This is a genomic window from Leisingera aquimarina DSM 24565 (assembly GCF_000473165.1).
GTDB lineage: Bacteria > Pseudomonadota > Alphaproteobacteria > Rhodobacterales > Rhodobacteraceae > Leisingera > Leisingera aquimarina.
Map to the genome: position 1 here is coordinate 214171 of NZ_KI421504.1, position 23870 is coordinate 238040.

Below are 23870 nucleotides of genomic sequence, written 5' to 3' on the forward strand. Positions count from 1 at the left end.
ACCGGCTCAGGCGTCGTGGACGTAGTATTTGCCCTGCGTGCCGGCGGCCTCTTCCAGCTTGGCGAAATTGTCCATCGATCCGGCCAGCTCGGTCTTGAAGGGATCCCATTCGCTACGTTGGTAGCCGCCGGCCTCCTGCCATTCGCCCAGCTGGTCGCCGTTCAGCGCATGGAATTCCACGCCTGCTTTGGCAAGCTCTGCCATCGCATAGCCGCGGGCGGAGGGCACTTTGGCCAGGTTCTGATGCGCGGTCAGTTCAGCGCCCCACATCACACCATCCTGCACGTCGGCAGGCAGGGAGTTGAACCATTCCAGATTGCATGAATAGACTTGGCTGTCCGGGACCGCCTGGGTGAAGGTCACATGGCTGAGGATGTCCTTGAAGCCAAAGACATAAAGCGCGCCGACGGACGGGTCGAGCGCATCCGCCACCCCCTGTTTGATCGCCGAGGGTGTTTCGCCCCAGGCCACCGGTGTCGGGTTGGCGCCGACCATGCGGTAATACTGCTGAAGCATTTTCGATCCCGGCACCCGGAATTTTACACCGGACATGTCGCCGGGCGACATCACCGCATTGCCACCTTTGCGCACAGCCACCACGCGGGGGTCGATATTTACGTAAAACAGCGCCTTGAAGCCGTTGGCCTCCACCTTGGGATGCACTTCGGCCTTCCAGAAATCGGAGTTCACCAGATTGGTGAAACGCTGGTTGGAGCCGCAGAGGTAGGGCATGTTGATCAGGTCAACGGTAGAGGCAAAAGGCGCGAAGTTCGACAGCGAATGCTGTGCCGCCTGGATGGTGCCGCCCTGAACCTTCTGCACCAGCGCGCCGCCTGCACCCAGCTGGCCGCCCGGGGCCAGCTTGACATAGATCTTGCCGTTGGTGGCGTTCTGGATGTTCTCCTTGAGGTCCAGCTGCATGATCGGATAGCTGCGCGACGCGCCCAGCACATATGCCGTGGCCACAGTCATGATATGTTCTGCCGCGCGTTCACGCTCCTTTTCCTCCTTGGCAGTCTGCGCAACTGCCTCGGACGACCAAAGCATGCCGCCTGCACCGGCCACCAGCGCGGCGGTGAAGGAGCCGGTTGAGGCCAGTTTCAGAAAATTGCGGCGCTCAGCAGATTTGAGGCCATCCTTGCCATTCGTCATTGTCTTCCTCCCTTGGATTTCAGTCAGCCGCCGTTTTTGTTTTTCTGGTCAGCCTCTCGTTTGAGAATTGCAGCCACAAACAGGATCGAGGCTGCAAACAGGACCACCATCTCTCCAACGTCACTCAGAAAACTGCCGCCGCCAAAGGCGCCCAAGGCGACATTGGTAAAGAACACGGCAAAGACAGCCACTGCAGCGAAGAGAAACATCAATAGATCCCGAGTTATTATCCCAACACCATTTGTAAGCGCTTACATCAACAATGCAAGCGTTTACATGGGTGGATGGCAACGGCTGCGTTTTGTGTTATGACCTAGGGCAAAGGATTGGCAGGCATCACATGGGAAAAACCCGTTCAGCTCCGACACTTAACGATGTTGCAAAGGCGGCGGGTGTTTCGACCGCCACGGTTTCCCGCTGCCTGAATTCTCCAGAGCAGGTGATCGAGGCAACCCGTGAGCGGGTCATGCATGCGGTCGAATCACTGGGCTACACGCCGAATTTCGCGGCCCGGGTGATGGCGGCCAAGCGCAGCTTCACCATCGGAGCGATTATCCCGACCATGGACAATGCGATCTTTGCGCGGGGCTTGCAGGCCTTTCAGGATCAGCTGCGCGAAGACGGCTATACGCTGCTGGTGTCCAGCTCGGCCTATGATCCCGCGGCCGAACGCGAACAGATCCGCACCCTGGTTGCCCGCGGTGCCGACGGGCTGCTGCTGATCGGGCATGAACGCGATGCAGATATCTATGCGTACCTGGAGTGCCATCAGGTTCCTTCACTGATTGCCTGGTCCTACGACCCGGAGGCGCAGCGGCCGTCTGTCGGCTTCAGCAACACAAGCGCCATGGGGGAGCTGGCGCGGAGCGTGATTGCGGCCGGCCACCGGCGGATCGCCATGATCTCGGGGGTGACACAGGGTAACGACCGGGCGAAAAGCCGGGTGGAAGGCGTCAGGCAGGCGATGGAGGCGGACGGCCTAGACTCCGCCACCTTGACGCTGATCGAAACGCCTTATGAAATTGATATGGGCGCCGAAGCCTTTGGGCGGCTAATGGCCCTGGCGCCACGCCCAACGGTGGTCATGTGCGGCAACGATGTTCTGGCCGCCGGTGCCCTGCGCGAGGCGCACAGACTGGGAATTCAAGTGCCGGAGCAGGTCTCGGTGACGGGGTTCGATGACATCGAATTGGCAGGGATTGTCAGCCCTGCCCTGACTACCGTTCATGTTCCTCATCGGGAAATGGGCCGCAAGGCGGCGCTCGAACTTACAGCAATGGTTGAAGGCAAATCGGAAGGCCGGTCGGTCTGCATTAATACGAAGCTTGTTATCCGCCACTCACTGGCAGAGCCCTCTTATTGTTCATAGGAAAAATCACGCAGGAAAGGTTCGAGCAATCGAAACGCGCCTTTTGACGGCAGCTCTGGCACGTGGACACTGACCAGTATCCAGAATCGCCGTCACATTTATCGGTTCATATGAATCTCTCCAACTCAACGGGTAATCCCCCGATCTTAGGGGGATGCGGAAGTGGAATTTTCTCGGCAGGATGACTGAGGAGTTTCCGATGAAGAAGACACGTTTCACTGAGGCCCAGATCATGGGCATCCTGCAGCAGATGGAGCATGGGGTGCCGGTGTCCGGGCTGTGCCGGGAGCACGGCATGAGCAGCGCCACCGTCTATAAATGGCGCGCCAAGTATGGTGGCATGGTTGCCAGCCTTATCAGCGAGATGAAGGCAATGGCCGAGGAGAACCGCCGGCTGAAGCGCATGTCCGCCGACGTCAGCATGCAGAACGACTTGCTGAAGGAGGCTCTTGGAAAAAAATGATACGGTCGGCTCAGCGCCGAGAGTTGGCCGTGAAAGCGGTGGCGATGAAGGGGGTCAGCATCGCGCTGGCGTGCCGGGCGTTCGGCATCAGCGAGACGTGCTGGGCATAGAGGTGGACTTCTCGCTACCGGCTGAGCGGGTTGTACGCGCGCTGAACCAGATCATCGAATGGCGCGGCGCACCCAGGACAATTCGAGTCGATAACGGCCCGGAGCATGTCAGCGGAACGCTCATGGAGTGGGCTGAGAACAGGGGCATCACCCTGGCCTACATCCAGCCCGGAAAGCCTCAGCAGAACGCCTATGTCGAGCGCTGCAAGCGGACGGTCCGGCACGAATGGCTTGGCCCCTACATCTTCGAAAGCATCGAGGAGGTGCAGCAGATTGCCACCGGGTGGCTGTGGTCCTGCAACAACGAACGCCCCAACATGGGCAACGGCGGGATGACACCTGCACAGAAACTAAGATTGGCCGCGTAAAATACTATGACCAAGCCCCCGCAAAAATGGGGGGATTACCCTCCGGGCTACCACCCGCCTGCGCCAGAGGCCATCGTCCTGATGGACCAAAGGCCAACCATGCACTAACTTTCAATTTGGACCACTCAAGGGGGGCTACTCACCGGACACGGTGGTGTTTCACCCGTCGATGGCGGAGGCCTACCGGGAGCGGGTGTCGCGGCTGATCCGGAGCCTTAGGTCCGCCGAAGGCATGGAAGAAGCCAAGGAGGCGCTGGTGGAGCGGATCGTACTGCCGCCTGCGGCGGAGGGCACTGGCCTGGGTCTGACCCTTGAGGGCGATCTGGCTGGGCTGTTGCTTCATGCGGCGGGTGTGGAAGGCCTAAATACGAAGAAGGCCCCGGGCGGTTCATCCGAAGCCTTTGATATGTATGGAGAATTAGTGTTGGTTACGGGAACAGGCAACCGCCGTATTCTACCGGTCCTCTCCGCAAATGTATAGCTGCATAGAAATGCACAGGTAACGGCAAAATTGTGAAGTGAACGGACACTATGAGCTTAGGACATCACAACAAAATCAACCGTTGCGCCCAACGCAAACATGCCATTGCTGGAGGCTTCCTGCACCACAGTCCAGCGATGCGGCGTTTCGAAAACGGAGTTTCCCTCCAATTGCAGCGGTTTTTGGGGCAGAGCATTAAGTGACCTTCGTTCCCTGGATCAGATGTTGCAGGCGCAATTGCGCCCTTCCAGCAAGCAGACATGAAAACTTACCAAATAGGTGGGCGCAGCCCTTTACCGTGGCTTTGAAATCGAGTGCATACGGGCTTAATTCTCCGGCGTTCCTGGCACGTCTCTCACACAAGATGCGGGAGCAAACCGAAGGCAGCGCCATACATTGCCGCCACACCTTGCTCGTCACACCTATACAGCGGGAAATTGCAGCTGACCGGGGTTCAGCAGCAGCTTCCGCCCGCGGGCGGGAAGCTGCGCGCCAGTAGCCCCAGCCCATGATCACCGCGCCGGCAAAAGTATTGCCCAGGGTGACAAAGGCCAGGTTATAGGCCGCACCGGCCAGGGAGATGCTGTCCGGGTGATCCGACATCAGCGCCACCGAAAACACCGTCATATTGGCCACGCTGTGCTCGAAACCGGCAGCAATGAAGGCGTAGAGGCACCAGAAGATCACGATGCACTTGGTCACGTCATCCTTGCCCCGGGCCGAACACCATAAGGCAAGGCAGACCAGCCAGTTGCACAGCACCGCCTTGGCAAAGAGCTGTACGCCGGTTCCGTGCATCTTCTTGGCTGCAACCTTGTACGGCAGCGCGTCCTCGCCCGCGCCCAGGATCAGTCCGCCGCCGCCTGCTGCGAACAAGGCCGCCAGCAGCGAAAGAGATCGCCCAACCCGCTTTGTCCGGTCAGCAGCCCGTGGGTCATGTACATGGTGTGGCCAGTGAACAGCTCGGTCCCCGCAAACACCACTAGCGTCAGCGCGATGCCGAAGCTTGCGCCCATGACGAGGGGGCGGATGGCGCCCTCCCCCCCTGCCCGACCGAGAAGATCAGCAGGATGCCCGCGCCGACAAAGGCGCCGGCCTTTAGGGCCAGGATCAGAAAGGCCAGCGGATCACCCCGCAGGCTGGCGCTCTTGTTTCGCGCCACTTTGGCAAAGCCCGGAACAGTATCGGCATAGGCCATTTCAGATCAAACTCCGCATTTGGTGCACCCCGCCGTGCCAACCGGCATACTTCGCAGCTGTCCGAACAGCAGCGGGAAGGCCCAAAGGCAGGCCAGCGCCGCGGCGAGATAGAGGAAGGCAAAGCCCAAGTCCTGCTGGGCGGACACCAGGTAGGAATTGCAGATCCGCACCGGCGCATGGGTGTAAAGGAACCCCAGAACGCCCAGCATCGACAACGCATTGGCCTTGAGGAAGCCGCGCAGAATGGGATCAAGCCAGGGCCAGGACAGCCGCAGGGGCAATCCCAGCAGCAACGGCTGTGTGGTGTGTTTGGCCAGCTCTCCCACAGGCGTCAGCGCCCAGTCCACGTTGCGCGGCAGCATCCAGAACAGAAAGGCTGTGAGCGCCGTCAGCAACAGCGGTACTGCCCAGTGGCGGGGCACTTTCAAATGCCAGCCCGCTAAGGCACCGGCCAGCACTAGCAAGGGCATCTGCAACAGCACATGCTGGATCGGATTGCTCACAGCCGCCTCCTGCAGAGCGACGGCTTCGGCCAATGCGAGCAGTCCCAAGCAGATCATCCTCATGGCTGCACCTCATGCACATGGGCGGCCACCGCCTCCACCGCATCGGTATCAAAGACAGCCGAGAACCGGCCGCTGCCATCAATCACATGGATTGCCGCATTGTGCTGGTAGCCGCCCCATTCGTCCGGGATGACTGTTACATCGAACAGCTTCAGAAGCCCGTCCAAGTCACTCTCTTCAGGCCGGGCAACAGTCCATTTTGCGCCATCCGCCTCGTGGGCATCGCCGTAAATGGCCATCTGCTCCGGCGTGTCCCGCTCCGGGTCAAAGCTGACAGAAATCAGCCGGGCCGTTACTCCCTGCGCCTGCAGCCGGTCGCGGATCTCGGCAAAATCCGCCGCCGCGATCTGACAGATGTCGCCGCAAACCGTGTAGATGAACTCGACCAGCACAACCTCGCCCGCTTGCGGCAGCAATGGTACTTGGCGGCTGGTCATATCCTCCAGCATCACCGCGGGGACCGGGCGGGGCGACCGGGCAACATCCAGCCGCCGGGCCGCCTCGCTGGTGAAGGCCTGCGCCCCGTCTGTGGCCTGCCACAGAATCCCGCCGCCAATGACAGCGGCGAGAACCGGGGGGAGAACACGGGCCAGCATCAGCTCTCGCTCCGCCCGAGCCGTGCCACGAAGCGCAGCACAAAGACCAGGGTGCCCAGCACCACCAGCACGCTGAACGCGGTGCCGATACGGTCATGGGTCAGCCATTCCTCGTAATGCACCGCCCAGCGGCGCGGGATTGAGGCGGCGCCGGAGAACAGGAACACCGTCACGAAGCCCGCAGCGCCAGCCAGGTAGGCGGCAAAGGCGGCTCGGTCCAGCCCGCCCATCTCCGAGATCGTCTTGCCGCGCACCAGCCAGGCCATGAAACCAAAGGCCATCGCCACCTCGCCCAGCAGCAGGTAGGTGTGGAAATGCCCCGGCACCCACATGGTGTTGTGCATCACCTTGTTGACGCTGATCATCCCGTCGATCGAGGCCGGGATCGACCCCACCGACCAACCAGCCACCGACAGAACCAGCAGCGACGATGCCAGGTCCCAGGTCATCTTGGACCCGCGCACATAGAGGAAGGTGGAAAAGGCGGTGACAGCAATCAGGGGAATGCCGCTGAAGTAGGAGACCAGCTGCCCCACCACCAGCATCCAGGGCGGCATGACCACGTCCTGCAGCAGGTGGTGCCAGTAGACCGCCATCACAAAGACCAGCACCGCGTTCCAGGCAATCGCAAACAACCGGTTCGATTTCCACGGGCGCCCGGTGTACTCCGGCAGGATTTCATAAACCGCCGTCACCGCCATGTAGATCGATGCGTTGATGAATACGTGGCCGAAGAAATAGATCAGGTTCTTGGCCAAGAGCGCGTCGACCTCAAAGCCCGGCACCAGCAGATGCACCAGGCTGGCCACCAGAACGGCGGCACCCAGAATGATGCCGATAGAGTTGAAGATGGTGACCGCTGCCGCTGCAACGATTGTCGGCGGCGGCGGGTTGTTATCCTCGCGCCCCAGGATCAGGTTCCAGCCAAGCGCCCGTGCCAGGCTGCCGTAGCGTTCATGGGTTTGGCGGCCAAGCTCCAGATAGTACAGCAGGAAACCAACGCCGATCGACACATAGCCCAGCATGAAGGCTGCGGCTGCACCAGCTTCCCACGCGCCGCCGGACAGGGCTGGCAGCGGGAACAGGAAGGTCCACGCACCCCCAAAGCCACCGATGAATATCGCGCCCAGGATCAGCACGACACCCAGCAGAAACAGGCCCAGGAACGCCCAGAAAATACCGGCAGTCAGCACCACATGGCGGCCGCTGAAGTACCACAGAATAGCCGCGCCCGAGAGCGCCGCAGTGCCAACCATGCCAGCGCCATGCGCGGTCAGGATCTGGTAGAACAGGGCCGGGTCCAGCTCGATCCACTGCCCCTGGGCCGCCCGCATGATGAGACCGAAGACCATCATCAGCACAAACACCGCGCCGGCCAGGATCATCGTCAGCTTGACCGCTCCGGCCTGGGGTTCAGCTGCGGCACACCCAGACGCAACAGGTTCAGATGCAGTGCTCATTTATTCCTCCACCGCTACAACTTCGAATTCATTGACCATGTCGTGATGCGCCAGCCCGCAGAACTCCATGCACAGGATCTGGTAGCTGCCGGGCTCTTCGAACGTGTAGGTGATCTGCGTGGTGTAGCCGGGGATCGCCTGGATCTGGGTCAGCAGCGTAAGATCATCGTCATAGATGCCCATACCGTGGGTCACGTCCTCGGTTGTCACGTTGAAAGTGACCGGCTTGCCTGCCGGGATTTCGGTGGTGTCGATGTCCCACCACCACTGGCCGCCGCTGACATTCACCTCCAGCGCATCGCCGGTGGCGGCCAGCGCGTGCGGCCACTCCCGCAGCGAGGCAACGGAGACAATCACGCCCAGGATCGTCATCGCCCAGATCAGCCCGGTGCGTTTTGCGTTGGCGCCAGGCCCCGGTGCCGGGCCACGCGACGCCCGCACCGCCAGAACACAGACCGCCGACAGCGCCGCCATCAGGATCAGCGAGATTAAAAGAACAACTGGCTGCATGTGTCGCACTCTTTAATAGGTATTTGAGATGCCCATTATTGAGAGCGGCGATACATGTCAACAAAATACGTCTTTTCAATGCATATTAATTGTGGGATGAACGCGTATGCAGATCACCAAGTTTTCCGATTACGCCCTGCGCATCCTGATCCACCTCGCCACGCATGAGGAAGGATTGATGTCCACCCGCGAGATTGCGGGGATGCAGAAACTGCCCTTCAATCACCTGGCCAAGATTTCTCAATGGCTGACCCATGAGGCGTATGTGGAATCGGTCCGTGGCCGTAACGGCGGCATGCGTTTGGCACTTCCGCCAGAGGCAATCTCGATTGGCGCGCTACTACGAAAGTCAGAAAGCGGCACCCCCTTGGTGGAGTGTATGAAGGAAGATGGCGGCTGCTGCGTGATGACCCCGGCCTGCGGGCTGCTGCCGGTTCTGAACGAGGCACAGGAGGCCTTCTTTGCTGCGCTCGACGGCAAGACCTTGCAGGATGTTCTGAACGGAAACCGCGGCATGAAAAAATTGATCCGCGCGCTGGAAGCAGACAGAGAGACTGCAAAACCGGCATAATGCGCAACACATATGCGCATTATATTCTCCAACGGCGTGGCAGCAGAGCCGGCCGCCCTACTTGGCAGCGCCGGACACCACCCCCTCCAGCTCCTGCCCGTCCCAGGCCTCAAACGCCACTGACAGATGCCAGGCCTTGAAGCCCAGATAGCCTGCCAGCAGCGCCAGTATCAGCAGATACATGGCCCTGCGGAAACGCGGGTTTTCCTCAGCTTGGGGCATCTTCGGCATTCCACAGCAGATACAGCGTCAGCATGCGGATCTGAGCATCGCTCAGGCGGCCCTCCCAGGCCGGCATGACGCCCTGCCTGCCGTAATAGACGCTGCGGCGGATGTCCTCGCGGCTGCTGCCATAGATCCATTGGCCATCGCCCAGATCCGGCGCACCGTTTTCATAACCGCCACGGCCGTCGTCACCGTGGCAAGCGGCGCAGTTTTCTTCGAAGACCACACTGCCCGCTTCAGCCGCTTCGGCATTGTGATCAAGCCCCGACAGCGACAGCACAAATTCCGTTACCTGGCCGACCTGCGGCTTTTCGATCATCCCATCACCCCCGAAGGCCAGCATCTGGGCAATCCGCGTGTCGTCATGCAGGGCATTGATGCCATAGCGGATGGTGTATTCGATCTCCTCCGGGGTGCTGGACCAGAGCCAATGTGCGTCCGCCAGATTTGGAAAGCCCGTCTGCCCCTGCAGATCCTCCGTGTGGCAGGCCGCGCAATTGTCGGCGTAAAGCTTGGAAATGGCGCTGCTGTACCGCGCCTCCAGCGACGGGTCGGCGGCCAGTGCTTCGATGTCTTCCGACGCAAAAGGCGCAAAGGCCTGCTCGCGCCTCGCCTCTGCCTGCGCCACCGCTGCGGTCACCTCTGCCCGCGAGGAATATCCGAGAAGCCCCTTGGCATAGCCGGTGACGGCAGGAAACGACGGGTAGAGCAGCCAGAACAGCACCGACACCGCGATGCTGATCCACAGCGCCCAGCGGGAGGCCCATGGCACCGGCGTGTCCATCTCCTTGATACCGTCCCATTCGTGGCCGGTCAGCTCGGTGCCGGAGACCGGATCCTTTTCCCTCACCGCCATGGCTGGTCCTCCCGCCCGTCCAGCGGAGACTGGGCCGCATCGTCATACATCCGGCGCCGCGCGGGCCAGTAGACCCAGACCACCGCCGCCAGGAATACGGTCAGAAGGTAGATCGCGCCCCAGGTCTTGGAGAAAACCAGAACTGCATCATGTGTCATCGGTAGCTCTCCTCCGGGTTCAGCGAGTCGAGGTCGGCCAGGGTGCCCAGCATCTGCAGATAGGCGACCAGCGCGTCCATTTCGGTGAGACGCCCGGGCTGGCCGTCAAAGTCGCGCACCTGCACGTTTTCGCCATAGCTCTCCTGCAGCTCGCCTTCGTAGTTCTGCTCGAAATCCGCCTGCCGGGCCGCATCCTTTTCGGCGGTTTCGATCTGCGCGTCCGTATAAGGCACCCCGGCCCGGCTCAGCGCCTTCAGCGACGCAGGCAGATGGCCGGTCGACAGCCGGGTCTGCGACAGGAAGGCATAGCCCGGCATCACGGAGCCTTCGACCAGCTCTCGCGGCGCTTCCAGATGGGCCACATGCCAGGCATCCGAATACTTGCCACCGATCCGCGCCAGATCCGGACCGGTACGCTTTGACCCCCATTGGAACGGGTGATCATACATACTCTCTGCCGCGAGGCTGTAGTGGCCGTAGCGTTCCACATCAGAGCGCAGGGTACGGATCATCTGGCTATGGCAAGCATAACACCCCTCCCTCACATAAATGTCGCGGCCGGCCAGCTCCAGCGGTGTATAGGGGCGCATCCCTTCAACTTCCTCGACAGTGTTCTCGATGGTGAACAGCGGCGCGATCTCTACAATACCGCCGATCGAGGCCACCGCCAGGATTGCCATGGCAAACCCCAGGGAGTGGCGTTCGAGCTTTTGATGCTTGGTGCTCATGGGCGTTACTCCGCAGGCTGCCGGGACAGCGGCCCGGTTTGCTGAACTTGAGTTTTGCGCGGCCCGCTCACCGTCATGTAGATGTTGTAGGCGCCGATGCAGGCGCCTATCAGATAGAGCAGCCCGCCCACCGCGCGGGCGGCATAATAGGGGTGCATTTCAATCACGCTATCGAGGAAGGAATAGAGGAAGGCGCCATCGGCATCATAGGTCTGCCACATCAGCGATTGAGTGATGCCGCTGTTCCACATCGCGCCGACATAGATCAGCGTGCCGGACAGGGCGAGCCAGAAGTGCCAGGCCTCAAGCTTCAGGGAATAGACGCCGTCGCGCTTCCAGACCCAGGGCACCATCTTGTACATCGCGCCAAAGGTGATGAAGGCGACCCAGCCCAGGGCGCCGGCGTGCACATGGCCCACGGTCCAGTCGGTATAGTGGCTGAGTGAGTTGACCGGGCGGATCGCCATGAAGGAGCCTTCAAACGTGGACAGCCCGTAGAACAGGATTGCCACCATCATGAACCGCACCGCCGGGTCGGTGCGCACCTTGTCCCAGGCGCCGTTGATGGTCAGGATGCCGTTGAAGACCGAGGCCCAGCTGGGCACCAGCAGGATGATCGACATGGTCATGCCCAGGTACTGCACCCAATCGGGCAGCGCCGTGTAATGCAGGTGGTGCGAGCCGGCCCAGAGGTAGAGGAAAGTGATCCCCCAGAAGCCCACGATGGACATCCGGTAGGAATAAACTGGCCGGTTCACCGCCTTGGGCAGGAAATAATAGAGCATACCGAGGAAGCCGGCGGTCAGCAGGAAACCCACCGCGTTGTGGCCGTACCACCATTGCGTCATCGCGTCCTGAGTGCCTGCAAACAGCGAATAGCTCTTGGGGTAGGCGATCGACACCGGCACCGAGAGGTTGTTCACCGTGTGCAGCATCGCAATCACCACGATGAAGCCGAGGTAATACCAGTTGGCCACATAGATATGCGGCTCCGCCCGCCGGGCCAGGGTCCTGAGGTAGAGGGTCAGATAGCCGACCCAGACCACCAGCAGCAAGAGGTCCGCATACCATTCCGGCTCGGCGTATTCCTTGGACTGGGTGATGCCCAGCGGATAGCCGGATGCCGCCACCACCAGGAACAGGTTGTAGCCCCAGAACACCAGCCAGGGCAGCGTCTCGCTGGCCAGCCGCGCCCGCGAGGTCCGCTGCACCACGTAGAACGAGGTGGCAATCAGCGCGTTGCCGCCAAAGCCGAAGATCACGCCGGAGGTATGCACCGGCCGCAGCCGTCCGAAGTTGGACCAGGACATATCGCCATTGAGCGACGGAATGGCCAGCTGCCAGGCCAGAATGTCGCCGACCGCAAAACCGATGATGCCCCAGATCAGCGCCGCAATCACGCCAAAGCGGATCACCTTGTCATTATAGGCCATGGGAACCCCGGCCGGCCCCTCGCTGATGCGGTTCAGCATCCACATGATGCCCCACCCCGCCGTCAGCGCAATCAGCCAGCCATGCAGCACATAGGCCACGGGCACGCCCCAGCCCAGGATGGCCAGCCCGGCCAGCAGCACCAGGCCCAGAACACTCAGGATGGCGGTATCTTCCAGGGGAATTCTACGCAGCATCGGGGGCCTCCTGCCGGAAGAAGCGGACTTCGAATTCCACCTGGCCAGGCGCATCCACCGAATGCACCTCCTGCGGCGCAAAAACGGCAGCCTCGCCAGCCTTTATCAACAGGTCCGCCTTGCCTTCACGGCGAAACAGTAACTGCCCGCTTTGAACCGCCAGCCGCCCCCAGACCCCCGACTTGGTGCTGTGATGCGTGCGCAGCTTTTCCGGCAGGGTATGCTCGTTGAAACGCGAGGTAGCGTAATGCACCGAGCCTTCAGGAAGGGCCTCATTCATCTTGCTTCTCCATGAAACAAATCTGCGTAAGCGTGCCAGGTCGCGTAGCCCAGCAGCGGAAAGATTATCGCCAGCCCCAGTAGGCCGGTCAGCACTCCCAGCCCGGTCAGCAGGGTGATCGCCGCCCCCCACCAGACCGACAGCCGGAAGTTATGGGTGGCAGCGTTGAAGCTCAGCCCCATGGCGGAGAAGCCATCGATCCGGCGCTCCACCAGCATCGGCAAAGAGAAGGCCGAGACCGCAAACCCCAGCGCCGCAAACAGCCCGCCGGTCAAGGACCCGGAAATCAGCAGCATCCAGCCCGCCGGCGTGCTGATCATCAGCACCAGTGTCTCAATGAAGCCGGCAAAGGGTCTGAGGCCATAGACGATGGCGAACAGCACTGTCGCCGCCCGGATCCAAGTCAGGGCAAAGACCATCAGGATGGCGCCCACCAGCGCAATCTGGCCTTTCGAGGCGACCTCGCTCCGCCCGCGGGCCACCGTGTACAAGCCGACCGTGGCAACCGGCCCTACCAGCACCCCGCCCGCCAGCAGCGGCAGCAGCATCCAGCCGGTGCCTGTGGCGGCCAGCAGCCAGACTGCCAGCCAGCCCAAAAGCACCAGCGCGCAGCCGTAACACAGTGAATATCCGAGATTGCGGCGCAGGTCGGCCCAGCCTGCCGCCAGCCAGCGCCGCACAACACGGGCAGGCGGCTCTGCGATGACCCGGGCCTTGGAATAAAGTGGATCCGGCATGTCTGCTATCCCCCGCACCTGCGGCCTGTACCGTGAGCATAGCACATTTTGCCCCCTGCCCCTGACATCCGGGTCACGAGAGCACCGGCGGCGCGTCCGCTTCGCGCCGGAAATTCTCCAGCCCGTAGGACAGCCCCTTGCCGATCCGGTCTGCCAAAGCGGCGAAGGCGCGGGCAGTTTCCGGCCCCAGCTCCCGCTCCGCGGTTTCGCGGAACAAGGCCAGCCAGACCGGGAAGTGCTCTGGCCTGATCTCCGGATTGGCCAGGTGGATTTGCATCGGATTGCCGTCATAGCCCGGTTCCCGCAGGATCGCCCCGCGCCAGAAGGCTGCAATCTTTTCCTCATGCGCAGACCAGTCGCTGATGGCCGGATTGAACACCGGCCCCAGCACCGCATCCGCACGGACTCGGGCATAGAAACAACTGACAAGCTGAGCGACTTCTTCGGCTGTCACCTCGAACATCCAGGGCTGCTTGTGCGGCGAATCCTTCATGGCACTACTCCATACATGCATGCAGCATTCATGTATCTTGAAATAGGCATTGTAAAGTCGTATTTATAGTACCAAAGGGATCATGGAAAGTGCCGGGCCACTGACCCGGCGCCTCCAGTTAACCTTATTACTCCAACGCCAGCAGCCATTTTTCCAATGCTGCTCCGATTTCATGCGGACTGGATTCTTGCAAAAAATGCGACCCAGAGCCAAGGTCGACATGGGTGAGGTTCAATGCATTCGAGATCACATACTTAGCGACAGGTGGCGGCATCAGCGCTCCCGGCTGCGCATGAAAGTAAAGCTTGGGAATATCCGATGAATAGAGCCAGCCTCCATTGGCCTCAATTTCCGCTGCGACATCGGCAGGCTCTCCCGCAATCGGGATCTGGCGTGGCCAGGCCAGTGTCGGAAGGCGGTCCTTTACGGCGGCAAACGGCGCTCTGCAGTGCAGCATTTCCGCTTCACTCAAGGTCCGCCCCGAGCCCATTCGGCCAAGCACGGTTTCAACAAAGAAGTTGTGCTGAAGAACCATCGACTCACCCAGCCCTGGTGTTCTGAGAGCCCGGAAAAGCCCGCCAGTGAGAGGACCCATTGCATCATAGCTCGCAACAGGCACACCAGGCGGGACCAGAACCTCCATAAAGGCAATTGCCCTTACTTTCTCCGGGTTCCGCCGGACGTATCTCCTGCCTAGAACCGAGCCCCAACGGTGGACAACTAAGGTGATATCACGCAGCCCCATAGCCTCGATGAAACCGTCCACGTAGCGCACGTGATCTGCAAAAGTATAGTTGATGTCCGGCTTTGAGCTGTCCCCCATTCCGATGAGGTCCGGCGCAACAACACGGTGGTTCTTGGCGGCATAAGGGATGATGTTGCGCCAAAGGTAAGACGAAGTCGGATTGCCGTGCAATAACAACACTACCGGCCCGCTGCCCTCATCTATGTATGCGATACGTTCGCCCAGAACTTCAGCAGCCTTTTTTCATAGGGAAATTCCGCGGATACTGGACGGCTGGGCACCAGGGCTTCCGACGCAGCCGACGCAGCCGACGCAGCCGACGCAGCCGACGTGGCAGGCAGCAAAAGCGCAGTGGCCGCAACCCCGGCAGTCAGCGTGCCTGCGGCGTGTTTGAAGAACTCTCTCATCATCGTTTCTGTCCTGTTATGCCGCGTCTTCTTCCGAAGGGTGACGGAGTTTGTTTCTCAGCACGGTCCGAAACACGTTGCCAAAGGCCCGAGTGGCTGCCTTGCGGCTCATCAGACGTTTACTCAGGTGGTAAAGCAGAGAATTTCCCTTCCCTGGAACAGCCAGGCGATGGCGCCCGATCGCTTCGATCGCCGCAGCAACCGCTTCCGGGGCCATTGGCTTAAACTTTGTTCCCGAAAATTCAAAATCCGGCGACAACTCGGTGTCGGTGAATCCCGGCGCAATCGCGAGCACATCGATACCCGCCGGCTCCAGCTCTGCTGCCAAGCTTTCGCTCAGGATCAAATCGTAGGCCTTTGTTGCTGCGTAATTGGCGATCAGGGGTACGCCCTGGAAGGCAACAATCGAGGAAAGGAACACGATGCCGCCACGCGACCTCTTCGCCATGTCTTGCGCGAAATGGTGGGAGAGCAGAAGCGGGGCGCGCGCATTAAGATCCAGCGTCATAAGCGCAGCATCAATACTGCTGCTAAGGAACGGACCCGAATCCTCCCGGCCTGCGTTATTTATCAAAAGACCTACTTCTAGATCGGCTGCCGCATCTTGCACCGATTGTACTCCGGCATGAGTTGCCAGATCGGCGACGACGATACGTACATCGGTCTTGTGCTGCGCCAACAACTGTTCCGCCAAGGCGCTCAAGTGACCTCCGCGCCGCGCAACCAGGATCAGGTCAAAGCCTTCGGCCGCCAGATAGGCGGCTATTGCCTTGCCGATACCGGATGAAGCGCCTGTGACGACCGCCCAGGGCCCGTATTGGGTGAGTATCCGTTTCTGCTTTGCCATGGTGCAGCCTCCTGGATGCAAAATATTTGCCCCCCGAAGCGGAACCCAAGACGCTTCGGCGGGTCGGCTCTGCGCCGCTCCAAACGGTGCGAACGGCGACTGGTGAACAGGGGTTCCGCTCAGATAGAAGAATGGGGGCTGAGGCGCCTGAAACCGAAGTTACTAACCGTTAACGGCAGGCCGCATTCTTGCTCAAAATCATCAAGATTTAAAATTTACCACCACGTTTTCAGATGGTTATGCCGCATCTGAGTGATATCGCATGCAGTATGGAGTTCAGTCTGCCCTCTCAGGTACTTGGCACCGGCAGCTCGCCCAGTGGCGGGAAACCAAGCCGCATTACCCGTTACTAACTCCCTTAAACTACAAACCGTCCACCTTAGCCCCAACAATATCCCTGTTCGCAATGGTCCACGCTGCACCTGAGCCATCCGGTGCCTGCGGGCATCTGCTGCCCGGAATAGGAGCAGCCCCTCAAGGAAAGGAAACACCATGCCACTGGAAGCCATCTTTGGACTTCAGCTGATCTTCAGTATTGTTGTTGTCTCAGTAATCGCACGGGTTTACATCGCCCCGTGGCTGTCGGGATTTTCACACCACGCTGCCCTGGCCATTCTTGTTCTGCCGCACACTATCCGCCACATCGGAATGAGCTTTCAGGTGCCAGGTCTCGTTGGCGACGCTTTACCAAGCGACTTCGCCGCAGCTGCGGCTTATGGCGACCTTGCCAGTGCGGTGTTTGCCCTGCTCGCTTTCCTCCTGCTTCGCTCAGGGGCTTCAGTCGCCATCGGCTTTGCCTGGATCTTCAATCTCATCGGCTTAATTGATCTGGTCAATGCGCTGCGGCAGGCTGAAGCAATACCGCAGCTTGGCGTAACCTGGTTTATCCCGACGTTCATCGTGCCGGTTCTTTTGGTCACTCACGTGATGATTTTCGCCCGGTTGATCCGAGGCGCACCAACCGCGCAGCCAGGCAGCACAGCACAGACAGGCTGACCCGGCCAATAAAAGTCTCTGGCGCAGGAACCTACAGGCGCCAGAGACTATTGCAGCAGTTCTTCCAAGTAATACCGATAGGCCGCGCTCGCGGCGTAACCAGGGTTAATTCCCTCCATTGCCTGGCGCGCTGTTTCCGCCGCCTTATCATCCGACAGCTCCAGCACATGGACCTTGAAAACATAGTTGGGAAGAAACACCGGATTGCGCCGGATACCGCGATCAAATGCCCCCAAAGCTGCCATCGGCCTGCCAAGCGCCAGCTGCGCCCGCCCATAGGCAAAGATTGAAGTCACGCCATAATGCGGGTCGAGAGCCATGCTTCTTTCAATTGCCGCCAATGCCTCATCGCCTCTGCCCAGTGCAGATAAGATCAGCGACTGCCAAACATATGCTTCAGCGAAGTTCGGGTTGAGCGCCACAGCCTGACCGATTGCCTCCGCCGCAGCTTCGTATTGCCCGTCCCAGCGCAGCGCCCAAGCCAGATTTGCATGCCCCATCGGCAACGAGCTATCTAGGCGGGTCGATTTACGTGCAAGTTCAATGGCGTTGCCGATTGTCTCAGACTTTGACGTTACAAATCCCGCAATAAAAGCATAGACAAGGGCGCGTGACTTCCAGGAATAAGCGTCAGCAAATTCAGGATCCGCTTGGATGGATGCGCCAAAGAGCTCCACCGCTCGGTTCACTCCAGCTTGGGTAAACTGGTAGAAGCTCTCCCGGCCTTGCAGATAGGCATCCTGAGCGATGATGCTAGATGTGCCGCGACGGGCCAGCTGGGCTTCCGCCTGCCGCGTCAAGGCAATCTCAAGCGCAGCTGCCACCTTTCGGGCGACATCGGTCTGCACCGCGAACACATCGCCGGTGCTCCTGTCATACCGACTTGCCCAGACATGGGCTCCAGAGGCCGCGTCAACCAACTGGGCCGTGATCCGCAACATACTGCCCTCCTTGCGCACACTGCCCTCCAGGACATGTGATACGTTAAGATCGCGTGCCACGTCGCGGATAGTAACGGGCCGGTCCTTGTAGGCGTACGTGGAGTACCGTGCGATCACTGTCAGCCCAGGAATGATCGAAAGATCGGTTATGATGTCCTCGGTGATGCCGTCGCTGAAATACGCCTGCTCAGGCCTTGCGCCCATATTGTCGAACGGCAGGACGGCGATGGAGGGCTGCGGTCCCCGGGCCAGCCGGCGGGCAGGCTCATCTGCCCTCCATTGGACAACCAACAAAACCATGCCAGCCAAGGCGCATAGCAGCATGAGCGCAGCCCAAGCCCAAATCGTAAGCCGGATCCGCGGCTGCGGCGCGCTTTCCGGTTCCCGCCTCAGAACCCGCAAACGCGGCGCGTAGCCGCCTTTCGGCAAGTCGATCAGTACGGCGTCTCTCAGGCCGCGCCCGGTGTAGTATTCGGTTAACTTTGACCGGAGCCGCCCAGCTTCCACCCGGACAATCGCGTCGATTGCCGGATCGAAGGAGGCATCGCGGTCAAAGACATCTACGCCAAGAGAAAACTGAGAAAGTTCTGCATCGCGCCCATCAAGCACGGCCTCGACGATATAGCTTAGAAACCTTTTCTGCCGTGGCCCTTGCGCAAACTCCGGGGCTTCGAGAATCCGCTTGAGCTGATCGCGTATCAGCTTTGCATCTGCTTCGCTCCACTCTGAAATCGCACAATCTCCAACTTAAGGCGTCGCAAAGCCTTATACCAATTCCTGGGCTTGGCATCCATTGCTCCAGCCCCAGCGCTGCCCGCCGCTGCAGGCAGCGGATGCGGTTCAAGCCGGATCGATTACTCGGCCGCCACCGGCGAGCCCGCCGCCGGCACCGGCACAACTCCGGCGCGCGGCTTCCGTCCTGCAAGCAGGCTGAAAGCGGGCGGCACAAAGTACAGCGAGACGATCGAAGACAGCAGCACACCCCCGGCAATCGAAACAGCGAACGGCGGCCAGAACCCGCCCCCGGCCAAGATAAGCGGCAGGAACCCCCCGAAAGTCGTGATCGTTGTTGAGATGATATGGCGGCTGGAGCGCATCACCACACCACGGATCGCGTCCCGGTCTCCACGCGAAGCTGCCCGGTCTTCCTGCAGGGCAGTCACGATGATGATCGCTGCGTTGATCGACACTCCGATTGCCCCGATCACCCCGATCAGCGCCTGGATGCCGAAAGCATAAGAAAAAACCTCCAGCGGCAGCAGGCTCAGCCCCATCGACAGACCTGCCACCACAAGGACCACACCGCTCAGTCGCCATGAATTGAAGGTCAGAACAATCGTAGCAACCGTCGCCACGACCACCAGCCCCATGACCGACATGAGATTGCGGATTGTTTCCGCCCGTGCGTCCCCTTCACCGCCCCACTCAATACGGTAGCCAGGTGGCAGTTCGATTGGATCCTTGTCCAAGACCTCCTGAAACTCGGAAAGGGCCACATCCGGAAGCACGCCATGAGCCAGGAACCCCTGCACCGTGTTCACGCGCTCGCCGTTGCGCCGGGCAATCGGGCTGTCAGAGGGTTCCAGCCGCAGCCCGCCGAGCGCCAGCAGCGGAATGCCCGGATTAGCAGATGCCAGCGCCTGGGACCCGGGAGGCACAATCTGCAGCGCCGCGAGCTTGTCAGCCGCAGCCCGCTCCGGGCCGGACAAACGCACACGCACCGGCAGTTCCTCGGCACTTTCTATCAGAGACCCGCCCAAGGCACCTTCTGAAAAACCCTGCAATTGCGCAGCCACATCGTTCAGGTTCAACCCTGCAAGCCGCACCTTGTCCTCATCAAGGTCGAACAGCAGCTTTGCGGCTCCGCCGGCCAGCACTGTTCGGCTGTGAATCACACTGTCCACACCGGCCATCCGCACACGGGCGTCCTCGCCCAGGGCGCGGAGCACTTCCAGGTCCGGTCCGACAAGCCGCAGCTCAAGCGGAGCATCAACAGGGGGCCCTTGCTTCAGACCGCGTACCAGTACCCGCGCTTGCGGCAAGGAGGTATCCAGCGCTCTTTGCAACTCCGGAATAATCCGGGCCGTCGCCTCAGGTGAATCTGTTGTCACCAGCGCCTCCGCAAAGGTCGCGTCATTGTCCCTGTTGTTCAGCATGTTGTAGTAGAAGGCAGGGGCACTGCGCCCCACTACCCACTGAACCTGGGTAATACCTTCGACCTGGTTCAGAACCTTACCGGCAGCAATCGCCGCGTCCCGTGTTTGTTCGATTGCGCTGCCGTCAGCCAATTCCACCTGCACGTAGAACTGGTCGCGATCCACTTCGGGAAAGAATTGCGGACGAAGTGTTGGAAAGGACAGGAACGCCACAATGGCCGGCGCCGCAGCACACACCATTGCCAGCCGCGGCCATCTCAGCGCCGCGGCCAGGCTCGCATCAAACAGGCGGCCGGCTGCTTTGCTCCGGATCCCTGATTGCCACCATGCCTGGCCTTCGCGCTCGTCTCTCAGCGCCAGTCCCGCGATGGCGGGAGTGACTGTCAGAGCCAGCAGCAGCGAGCAGACCAGCATGACGATAACCGAGACTGCGATTGCACCAACAAAGTCGCCGGGCGGCCCAGGCAGCACCATCATCGGGACAAAGGCCAGAACCGTGGTGACGGTCGAGGCCAAAAGCGGCAGCGCCAGCCGCCGCACGGCGCCGCCGACGGCGGCTTGCGCCGGAACCCCCGCCTGGAGCCGCCGACGGACCTCATCTGTGGTCACGATGGCTGCATCGACCAGGAGACCCAGCGCTACAATCAGCCCGGTAACTGACATTTGATGGATGGTCATGCCCAGCTTCTCAAGAACTGTCAGAGACATCAGGCTGGTCAGCGGCAGCATGGCACCGACAATCAGAGCCGAGCGCCAGCCCATCGACACGAACAGGACCGCAATCACGAGAGCCACACCCACGGCCATATTCACCGCGACTTCGGTCAGACGCTGTGCGGTATATCTGCTTTGATCGAACAGCAGCTCAAGATGCAAGCCGCCAGGAAGGTCAGCCTTCATCTCCTCGATTTCCGCTCGGGCTGCGCCGGCCCAAACATCTACCTGCCGGTCATCCTCGATCTTGGCGCCAACCAGCACCGCTCGCCGGCCGTTGACATAAGCCAGCGCCGCAGCTGGCGTCCTTTCGGTCCGCAGCACGGCAGCAACGTCGCCAACCCGGACCGCTTGCCCGGCTGCACCGGCCCGCAGCGGGATGTTCCGGATCCGAGCCAGACCGTCAATCTCCCCCGCCAGCTCAACCAGATAGTCAGAGGCACTGCCACGGACCAGCCCGGCCGGCACTTTGGCGTCGGCCTGCGCGATACGGCTCGCCACCGCGCCAGGCGTCAGCCCCAGAGATGCCAGCGCATTCGCCTCAACCTCGACGCGAATCTCCTCTTCTGCTTCGCCGTACAGGGCCACCAGCTTGGTATTGGGAACTTGGCGCAGGCGCTCCTGAAGGTCCTCTGCATACCTGCCAAGGATACCCGGTGCTGCCTCTCTGCTGCCAGCAGCCATGATAGAGGCCAGCATCGTAAAGGCACCAACCCGGTCGTTGTCGAATTCCGGTTCCGGCACGCCGCGGGGCAGTTCTCGCCCGGCGTCGGCCAGCGCATCGCGCACTTCCGACCAGACCTGTTCGATCCGAGCATCCGGAGTGAAGTCGGACAGCTCGATCTGCACAGTTGAAATTCCTGTCCGCGACACCGAAGAAATCACATCGATTTCCGGGATTTCGCGCAGTTCCGCTTCGATTTTCTCTGTAACCAGAGCTTCAACCCGCGCTGGATCGGCTCCGGGATAAGGCGTTATCACCGTTGCAAAAAGATTGGTGATCGTTGGATCTTCCTGCCGACCGATGGATTGAAAGGCAATTACCCCTAGCGAAGCGATGACCAGAAGCGCCAGGACCAGAATACGGGGGCGGCGGTACAGATACGTCTCCATGGTCAGCGCCCGCCTGCAGTAGTGATGGCCTGGCCATTGCTGAATTTATGGGCTCCGGACCGGACATACAGAGCGCCACTGGAAAATGTGCCGCGGACAAATGCACGACCGTTTTCAACATGCAGAACTTCGGCTGCCTCCCGGCTGATGGTCTGCGCCCCGTCTTTTTCCACCACAGTCAGAACCGACCAGAGACCGTTGCCTGCATCACTCAGCGCTGTTAGGCCAACCCAAGCACCGCGGCCCGGAACCTGCCGTTCCATTTGCAGCCGCACCACCTGCCCCATTGCCAACTGCGTGTCCGCTGGCAAGTCAACCAGAACTGCAACAGTTCGCGTGGCGGGGTCCATATCTCTGGAAACGGCAACGACCCGGCCCTGGAGTTCCTGACCCAGATATTCCAGCTTAAGTACTTGCGATACCCGAAGCGCTGCGGCCCGGTCAGGAGGAACACCAATGCGGGCTTGAGGCCGGCTGGTTTCTTGCAACTGAACAATTGCTGTGCCTGCATTAATGACCGCGCCTTCATCCGCCAGCCGCGCGGCAATCCGCCCGGCGTAAGGAGCTGTCACCACAGATTTCTCGATATCCAGCTCCACCTGCGCATTAGCGGCATCCAGCGCATTTCTGCGAGCCTTTAGAGCCGCTAGCGAAAACTGCGCCTCATCATTGATCTGACTGCTCGTCCAGCCCTCACCGGCCAGTTTCGCACGTCGTGCCGCGGTGCGCCGAGCCAGCTCTATTTCGGCATCCAGCCCCGCCCGCTCCGCAGCCAGCCGCGTGCGTTCGATTTGCAGCGGCTTTGCATCCAGCCGGGCCAGCATCTGGCCCTGAGCCACTTGGCTGCCCTCTTCCACCAGCATCTCTTCGATCAGCCCGGCGCGTTCCGCCGCAGCGAGAGTTTGGCGGGCGGGCTCGACCCGTCCTGCAAAGCTTTCCCGGATGACATATCCATCGTCGACCGTCAGCCGCCCAGTTAACGCAAGTGCGGGGTCCCCAGTACTGCCGCGCTCAGCCTTGCCTGCACTTGCGTGCAATGTCTGAACCGCCACCGCGCTGCCAGCGAAAACCGTCAGAGCAACGACAGCGGCTGCTGGCCAGCCACGAAAATGCTGTTTCAGCGATGTCATATTCATGGGGTGCTCCTGATAAAAATAAGTATCCCTTACTTACATGGGTAACACCTACTTGGTGTAAGAAACTCTTACTTTCAAGACGCCGATGGGGTAGAAATTGAAAGCCGCCGCAACCGTGCAAGGGAACCCGATGACAGGGCCACAATCCAAGAAGAAATTCCATCACGGCGATCTCAAGGCCGCCTTGATCGATGTGACCATTGAAATGATCCGGGACAGGCGGGTTGAGGACGTTAGCGTCGCCGATGCCGCCCGCGCCGCCCAAGTTTCGAGCGGCGCGCCCTACCGGCACTTCAAGGACCGGGATGAGTTGCTGGCAAATGTCGCCGCCGAAGGCTTCCGGAGATTGTCAAAGGCCAAGATTACTGCCTTTGGCAAACATCCGAAGCACTCAATTGAAAGCCTGATTGCTGGTGGCTGCGCCTATGCTGAGTTCGGCTCGGACAATCCCGAACTGTTTCACCTCATGTGGGCGGCGGCCCGCAACCAGGATACCACTGATGTCGCGCGCGTGGCCAGCAACGCGACATACAACACCTTCATTGAAGAACTGACGGGTATAATGAAGGCACAAGGCCTCGGCCATCTGGACCCGCATGAATTCGGAACGCCTTTGTGGGCAATGGTGCATGGTTTTGCAAGTTTGCTGATCGGCAAACCTGCAATTCTGGACAGCAGCCGCCAGGCGCTCAGAAGCCGCATAGCAGATGCCACTTGGGCTTACGTCCGGGGCTACAAAGCAGGCTAGAACCCTGACCGCAGCCCGCTACAGGCTTTCGGCACAGTCTAGTGGATTAAGTAAGACCAAACCGGTTTCTCCCCCGGCAGCTATCTGATACGGCAATTTGGGCCGCCACGCTGGATT

The 23870-nt window shown here is 60.5% G+C and carries 24 protein-coding genes and 3 pseudogenes; 6 read left to right on the plus strand and 21 right to left on the minus strand.

Going from position 1 to position 23870, the window contains the following annotated elements; all coding sequences use genetic code 11:
- Window positions 1–6: 6 nt before the first annotated feature.
- Both AQUI_RS0104920 and AQUI_RS0104925 read right to left on the minus strand, forming a co-directional pair.
- The gene (locus tag AQUI_RS0104920) at window positions 7–1152 is read right to left on the minus strand and encodes a TRAP transporter substrate-binding protein (RefSeq protein ID WP_027256517.1); all 1146 of its coding nucleotides are present in this window, start codon (window positions 1150–1152) and stop codon (window positions 7–9) included.
- A gap of 23 nt (window positions 1153–1175) precedes the next feature.
- Entirely contained in the window at window positions 1176–1361 is a 186-nt protein-coding gene (locus tag AQUI_RS0104925; protein WP_027256518.1) for a hypothetical protein, read from the minus strand.
- A 131-nt stretch (window positions 1362–1492) separates the two neighbouring features.
- Here AQUI_RS0104925 and AQUI_RS0104930 point away from each other — a divergent pair, with 131 nt between their 5' ends.
- From AQUI_RS0104930 to AQUI_RS0104950, 3 genes and pseudogenes are all read left to right on the plus strand, one after another.
- Window positions 1493–2521, plus strand: coding sequence for a LacI family DNA-binding transcriptional regulator (locus AQUI_RS0104930; RefSeq protein ID WP_027256519.1), 1029 nt, complete (start codon window positions 1493–1495; stop codon window positions 2519–2521).
- Window positions 2522–2720: 199 nt separating this feature from the next.
- A pseudogene (locus AQUI_RS29735) lies at window positions 2721–3462 on the plus strand (transposase).
- A gap of 154 nt (window positions 3463–3616) precedes the next feature.
- Window positions 3617–3943 (plus strand): hypothetical protein, encoded by a 327-nt coding sequence (locus tag AQUI_RS0104950; RefSeq protein ID WP_156916774.1) that lies wholly within the window; start codon window positions 3617–3619, stop codon window positions 3941–3943.
- 195 nt (window positions 3944–4138) lie between these two features.
- Here the strand turns inward: AQUI_RS0104950 and AQUI_RS31805 are convergent.
- From AQUI_RS31805 to AQUI_RS0104975, 6 genes and pseudogenes are all read right to left on the minus strand, one after another.
- Window positions 4139–4959 (minus strand): annotated as a pseudogene (locus AQUI_RS31805) (formate/nitrite transporter family protein).
- Window positions 4932–5141 (minus strand): hypothetical protein, encoded by a 210-nt coding sequence (locus AQUI_RS31810; protein WP_245596860.1) that lies wholly within the window; start codon window positions 5139–5141, stop codon window positions 4932–4934. Before AQUI_RS31810 ends, AQUI_RS31805 begins: the two are co-directional and overlap by 28 nt.
- Window positions 5142–5147: 6 nt before the next feature.
- Entirely contained in the window at window positions 5148–5708 is a 561-nt protein-coding gene (locus tag AQUI_RS0104960; RefSeq protein ID WP_027256523.1) for a hypothetical protein, read from the minus strand.
- Complete coding sequence (locus AQUI_RS0104965) at window positions 5705–6304, minus strand: SCO family protein (RefSeq protein ID WP_027256524.1); 600 nt, start codon at window positions 6302–6304, stop codon at window positions 5705–5707. Before AQUI_RS0104965 ends, AQUI_RS0104960 begins: the two co-directional genes overlap by 4 nt.
- Window positions 6304–7764, minus strand: coding sequence for a cbb3-type cytochrome c oxidase subunit I (locus AQUI_RS0104970; protein WP_027256525.1), 1461 nt, complete (start codon window positions 7762–7764; stop codon window positions 6304–6306). Before AQUI_RS0104970 ends, AQUI_RS0104965 begins: the two co-directional genes overlap by 1 nt.
- The gene (locus AQUI_RS0104975; protein WP_027256526.1) at window positions 7765–8274 is read right to left on the minus strand and encodes a cupredoxin domain-containing protein; all 510 of its coding nucleotides are present in this window, start codon (window positions 8272–8274) and stop codon (window positions 7765–7767) included.
- Between the two features lie 106 nt (window positions 8275–8380).
- Between AQUI_RS0104975 and AQUI_RS0104980 the strand changes: the two genes are divergently transcribed.
- Window positions 8381–8845 (plus strand): RrF2 family transcriptional regulator, encoded by a 465-nt coding sequence (locus AQUI_RS0104980; RefSeq protein WP_027256527.1) that lies wholly within the window; start codon window positions 8381–8383, stop codon window positions 8843–8845.
- Between the two features lie 57 nt (window positions 8846–8902).
- On the opposite strand, the gene AQUI_RS30610 is transcribed toward AQUI_RS0104980, so the two are convergent.
- The 10 genes and pseudogenes from AQUI_RS30610 to AQUI_RS27220 form a co-directional block, all read right to left on the minus strand.
- Window positions 8903–9067: a hypothetical protein gene (locus AQUI_RS30610; protein WP_156916775.1), complete on the minus strand. Its 165-nt coding sequence runs from the start codon at window positions 9065–9067 to the stop codon at window positions 8903–8905.
- Entirely contained in the window at window positions 9054–9926 is an 873-nt protein-coding gene (gene ccoP, locus AQUI_RS0104990; RefSeq protein WP_027256528.1) for a cytochrome-c oxidase, cbb3-type subunit III, read from the minus strand. Before ccoP ends, AQUI_RS30610 begins: the two co-directional genes overlap by 14 nt.
- Window positions 9917–10084, minus strand: a complete 168-nt coding sequence (locus tag AQUI_RS0104995) for a cbb3-type cytochrome c oxidase subunit 3 (protein ID WP_027256529.1) — start codon at window positions 10082–10084, stop codon at window positions 9917–9919. Before AQUI_RS0104995 ends, ccoP begins: the two co-directional genes overlap by 10 nt.
- Window positions 10081–10812 (minus strand): cytochrome-c oxidase, cbb3-type subunit II, encoded by a 732-nt coding sequence (ccoO, locus tag AQUI_RS0105000; RefSeq protein ID WP_027256530.1) that lies wholly within the window; start codon window positions 10810–10812, stop codon window positions 10081–10083. The genes AQUI_RS0104995 and ccoO overlap by 4 nt, the downstream gene beginning before the upstream one ends.
- A 5-nt stretch (window positions 10813–10817) precedes the next feature.
- A complete protein-coding gene (gene ccoN, locus AQUI_RS0105005) occupies window positions 10818–12440 on the minus strand; it encodes a cytochrome-c oxidase, cbb3-type subunit I (RefSeq protein ID WP_027256531.1) in 1623 nt (540 codons plus the stop codon).
- Window positions 12430–12720, minus strand: a complete 291-nt coding sequence (locus AQUI_RS0105010) for a TehB-like domain-containing protein (protein ID WP_027256532.1) — start codon at window positions 12718–12720, stop codon at window positions 12430–12432. Before AQUI_RS0105010 ends, ccoN begins: the two co-directional genes overlap by 11 nt.
- Window positions 12717–13457 (minus strand): DUF2189 domain-containing protein, encoded by a 741-nt coding sequence (locus AQUI_RS0105015; protein ID WP_027256533.1) that lies wholly within the window; start codon window positions 13455–13457, stop codon window positions 12717–12719. Before AQUI_RS0105015 ends, AQUI_RS0105010 begins: the two co-directional genes overlap by 4 nt.
- A gap of 73 nt (window positions 13458–13530) precedes the next feature.
- The gene (locus AQUI_RS0105020; protein WP_027256534.1) at window positions 13531–13950 is read right to left on the minus strand and encodes a group III truncated hemoglobin; all 420 of its coding nucleotides are present in this window, start codon (window positions 13948–13950) and stop codon (window positions 13531–13533) included.
- Window positions 13951–14077: 127 nt separating this feature from the next.
- Window positions 14078–14923 (minus strand): annotated as a pseudogene (locus tag AQUI_RS27215) (haloalkane dehalogenase); the annotation flags it as partial.
- A 195-nt stretch (window positions 14924–15118) separates the two neighbouring features.
- Complete coding sequence (locus tag AQUI_RS27220; protein ID WP_051371823.1) at window positions 15119–15949, minus strand: SDR family NAD(P)-dependent oxidoreductase; 831 nt, start codon at window positions 15947–15949, stop codon at window positions 15119–15121.
- A gap of 492 nt (window positions 15950–16441) precedes the next feature.
- Between AQUI_RS27220 and AQUI_RS0105040 the strand changes: the two genes are divergently transcribed.
- The gene (locus tag AQUI_RS0105040; RefSeq protein WP_027256536.1) at window positions 16442–16945 is read left to right on the plus strand and encodes a hypothetical protein; all 504 of its coding nucleotides are present in this window, start codon (window positions 16442–16444) and stop codon (window positions 16943–16945) included.
- Between the two features lie 47 nt (window positions 16946–16992).
- Here the strand turns inward: AQUI_RS0105040 and AQUI_RS27225 are convergent, their stop codons facing one another.
- From AQUI_RS27225 to AQUI_RS0105055, 3 genes are all read right to left on the minus strand, one after another.
- Window positions 16993–18186, minus strand: coding sequence for a tetratricopeptide repeat protein (locus AQUI_RS27225; RefSeq protein ID WP_342665617.1), 1194 nt, complete (start codon window positions 18184–18186; stop codon window positions 16993–16995).
- Between the two features lie 554 nt (window positions 18187–18740).
- Window positions 18741–21869 (minus strand): efflux RND transporter permease subunit, encoded by a 3129-nt coding sequence (locus AQUI_RS0105050; protein ID WP_027256537.1) that lies wholly within the window; start codon window positions 21867–21869, stop codon window positions 18741–18743.
- Window positions 21870–21871: 2 nt separating this feature from the next.
- A complete protein-coding gene (locus AQUI_RS0105055) occupies window positions 21872–23005 on the minus strand; it encodes an efflux RND transporter periplasmic adaptor subunit (RefSeq protein ID WP_027256538.1) in 1134 nt (377 codons plus the stop codon).
- A 130-nt stretch (window positions 23006–23135) separates the two neighbouring features.
- Here AQUI_RS0105055 and AQUI_RS0105060 point away from each other — a divergent pair, with 130 nt between their 5' ends.
- Window positions 23136–23753 (plus strand): TetR/AcrR family transcriptional regulator, encoded by a 618-nt coding sequence (locus AQUI_RS0105060; protein ID WP_027256539.1) that lies wholly within the window; start codon window positions 23136–23138, stop codon window positions 23751–23753.
- Window positions 23754–23870: the final 117 nt, after the last annotated feature.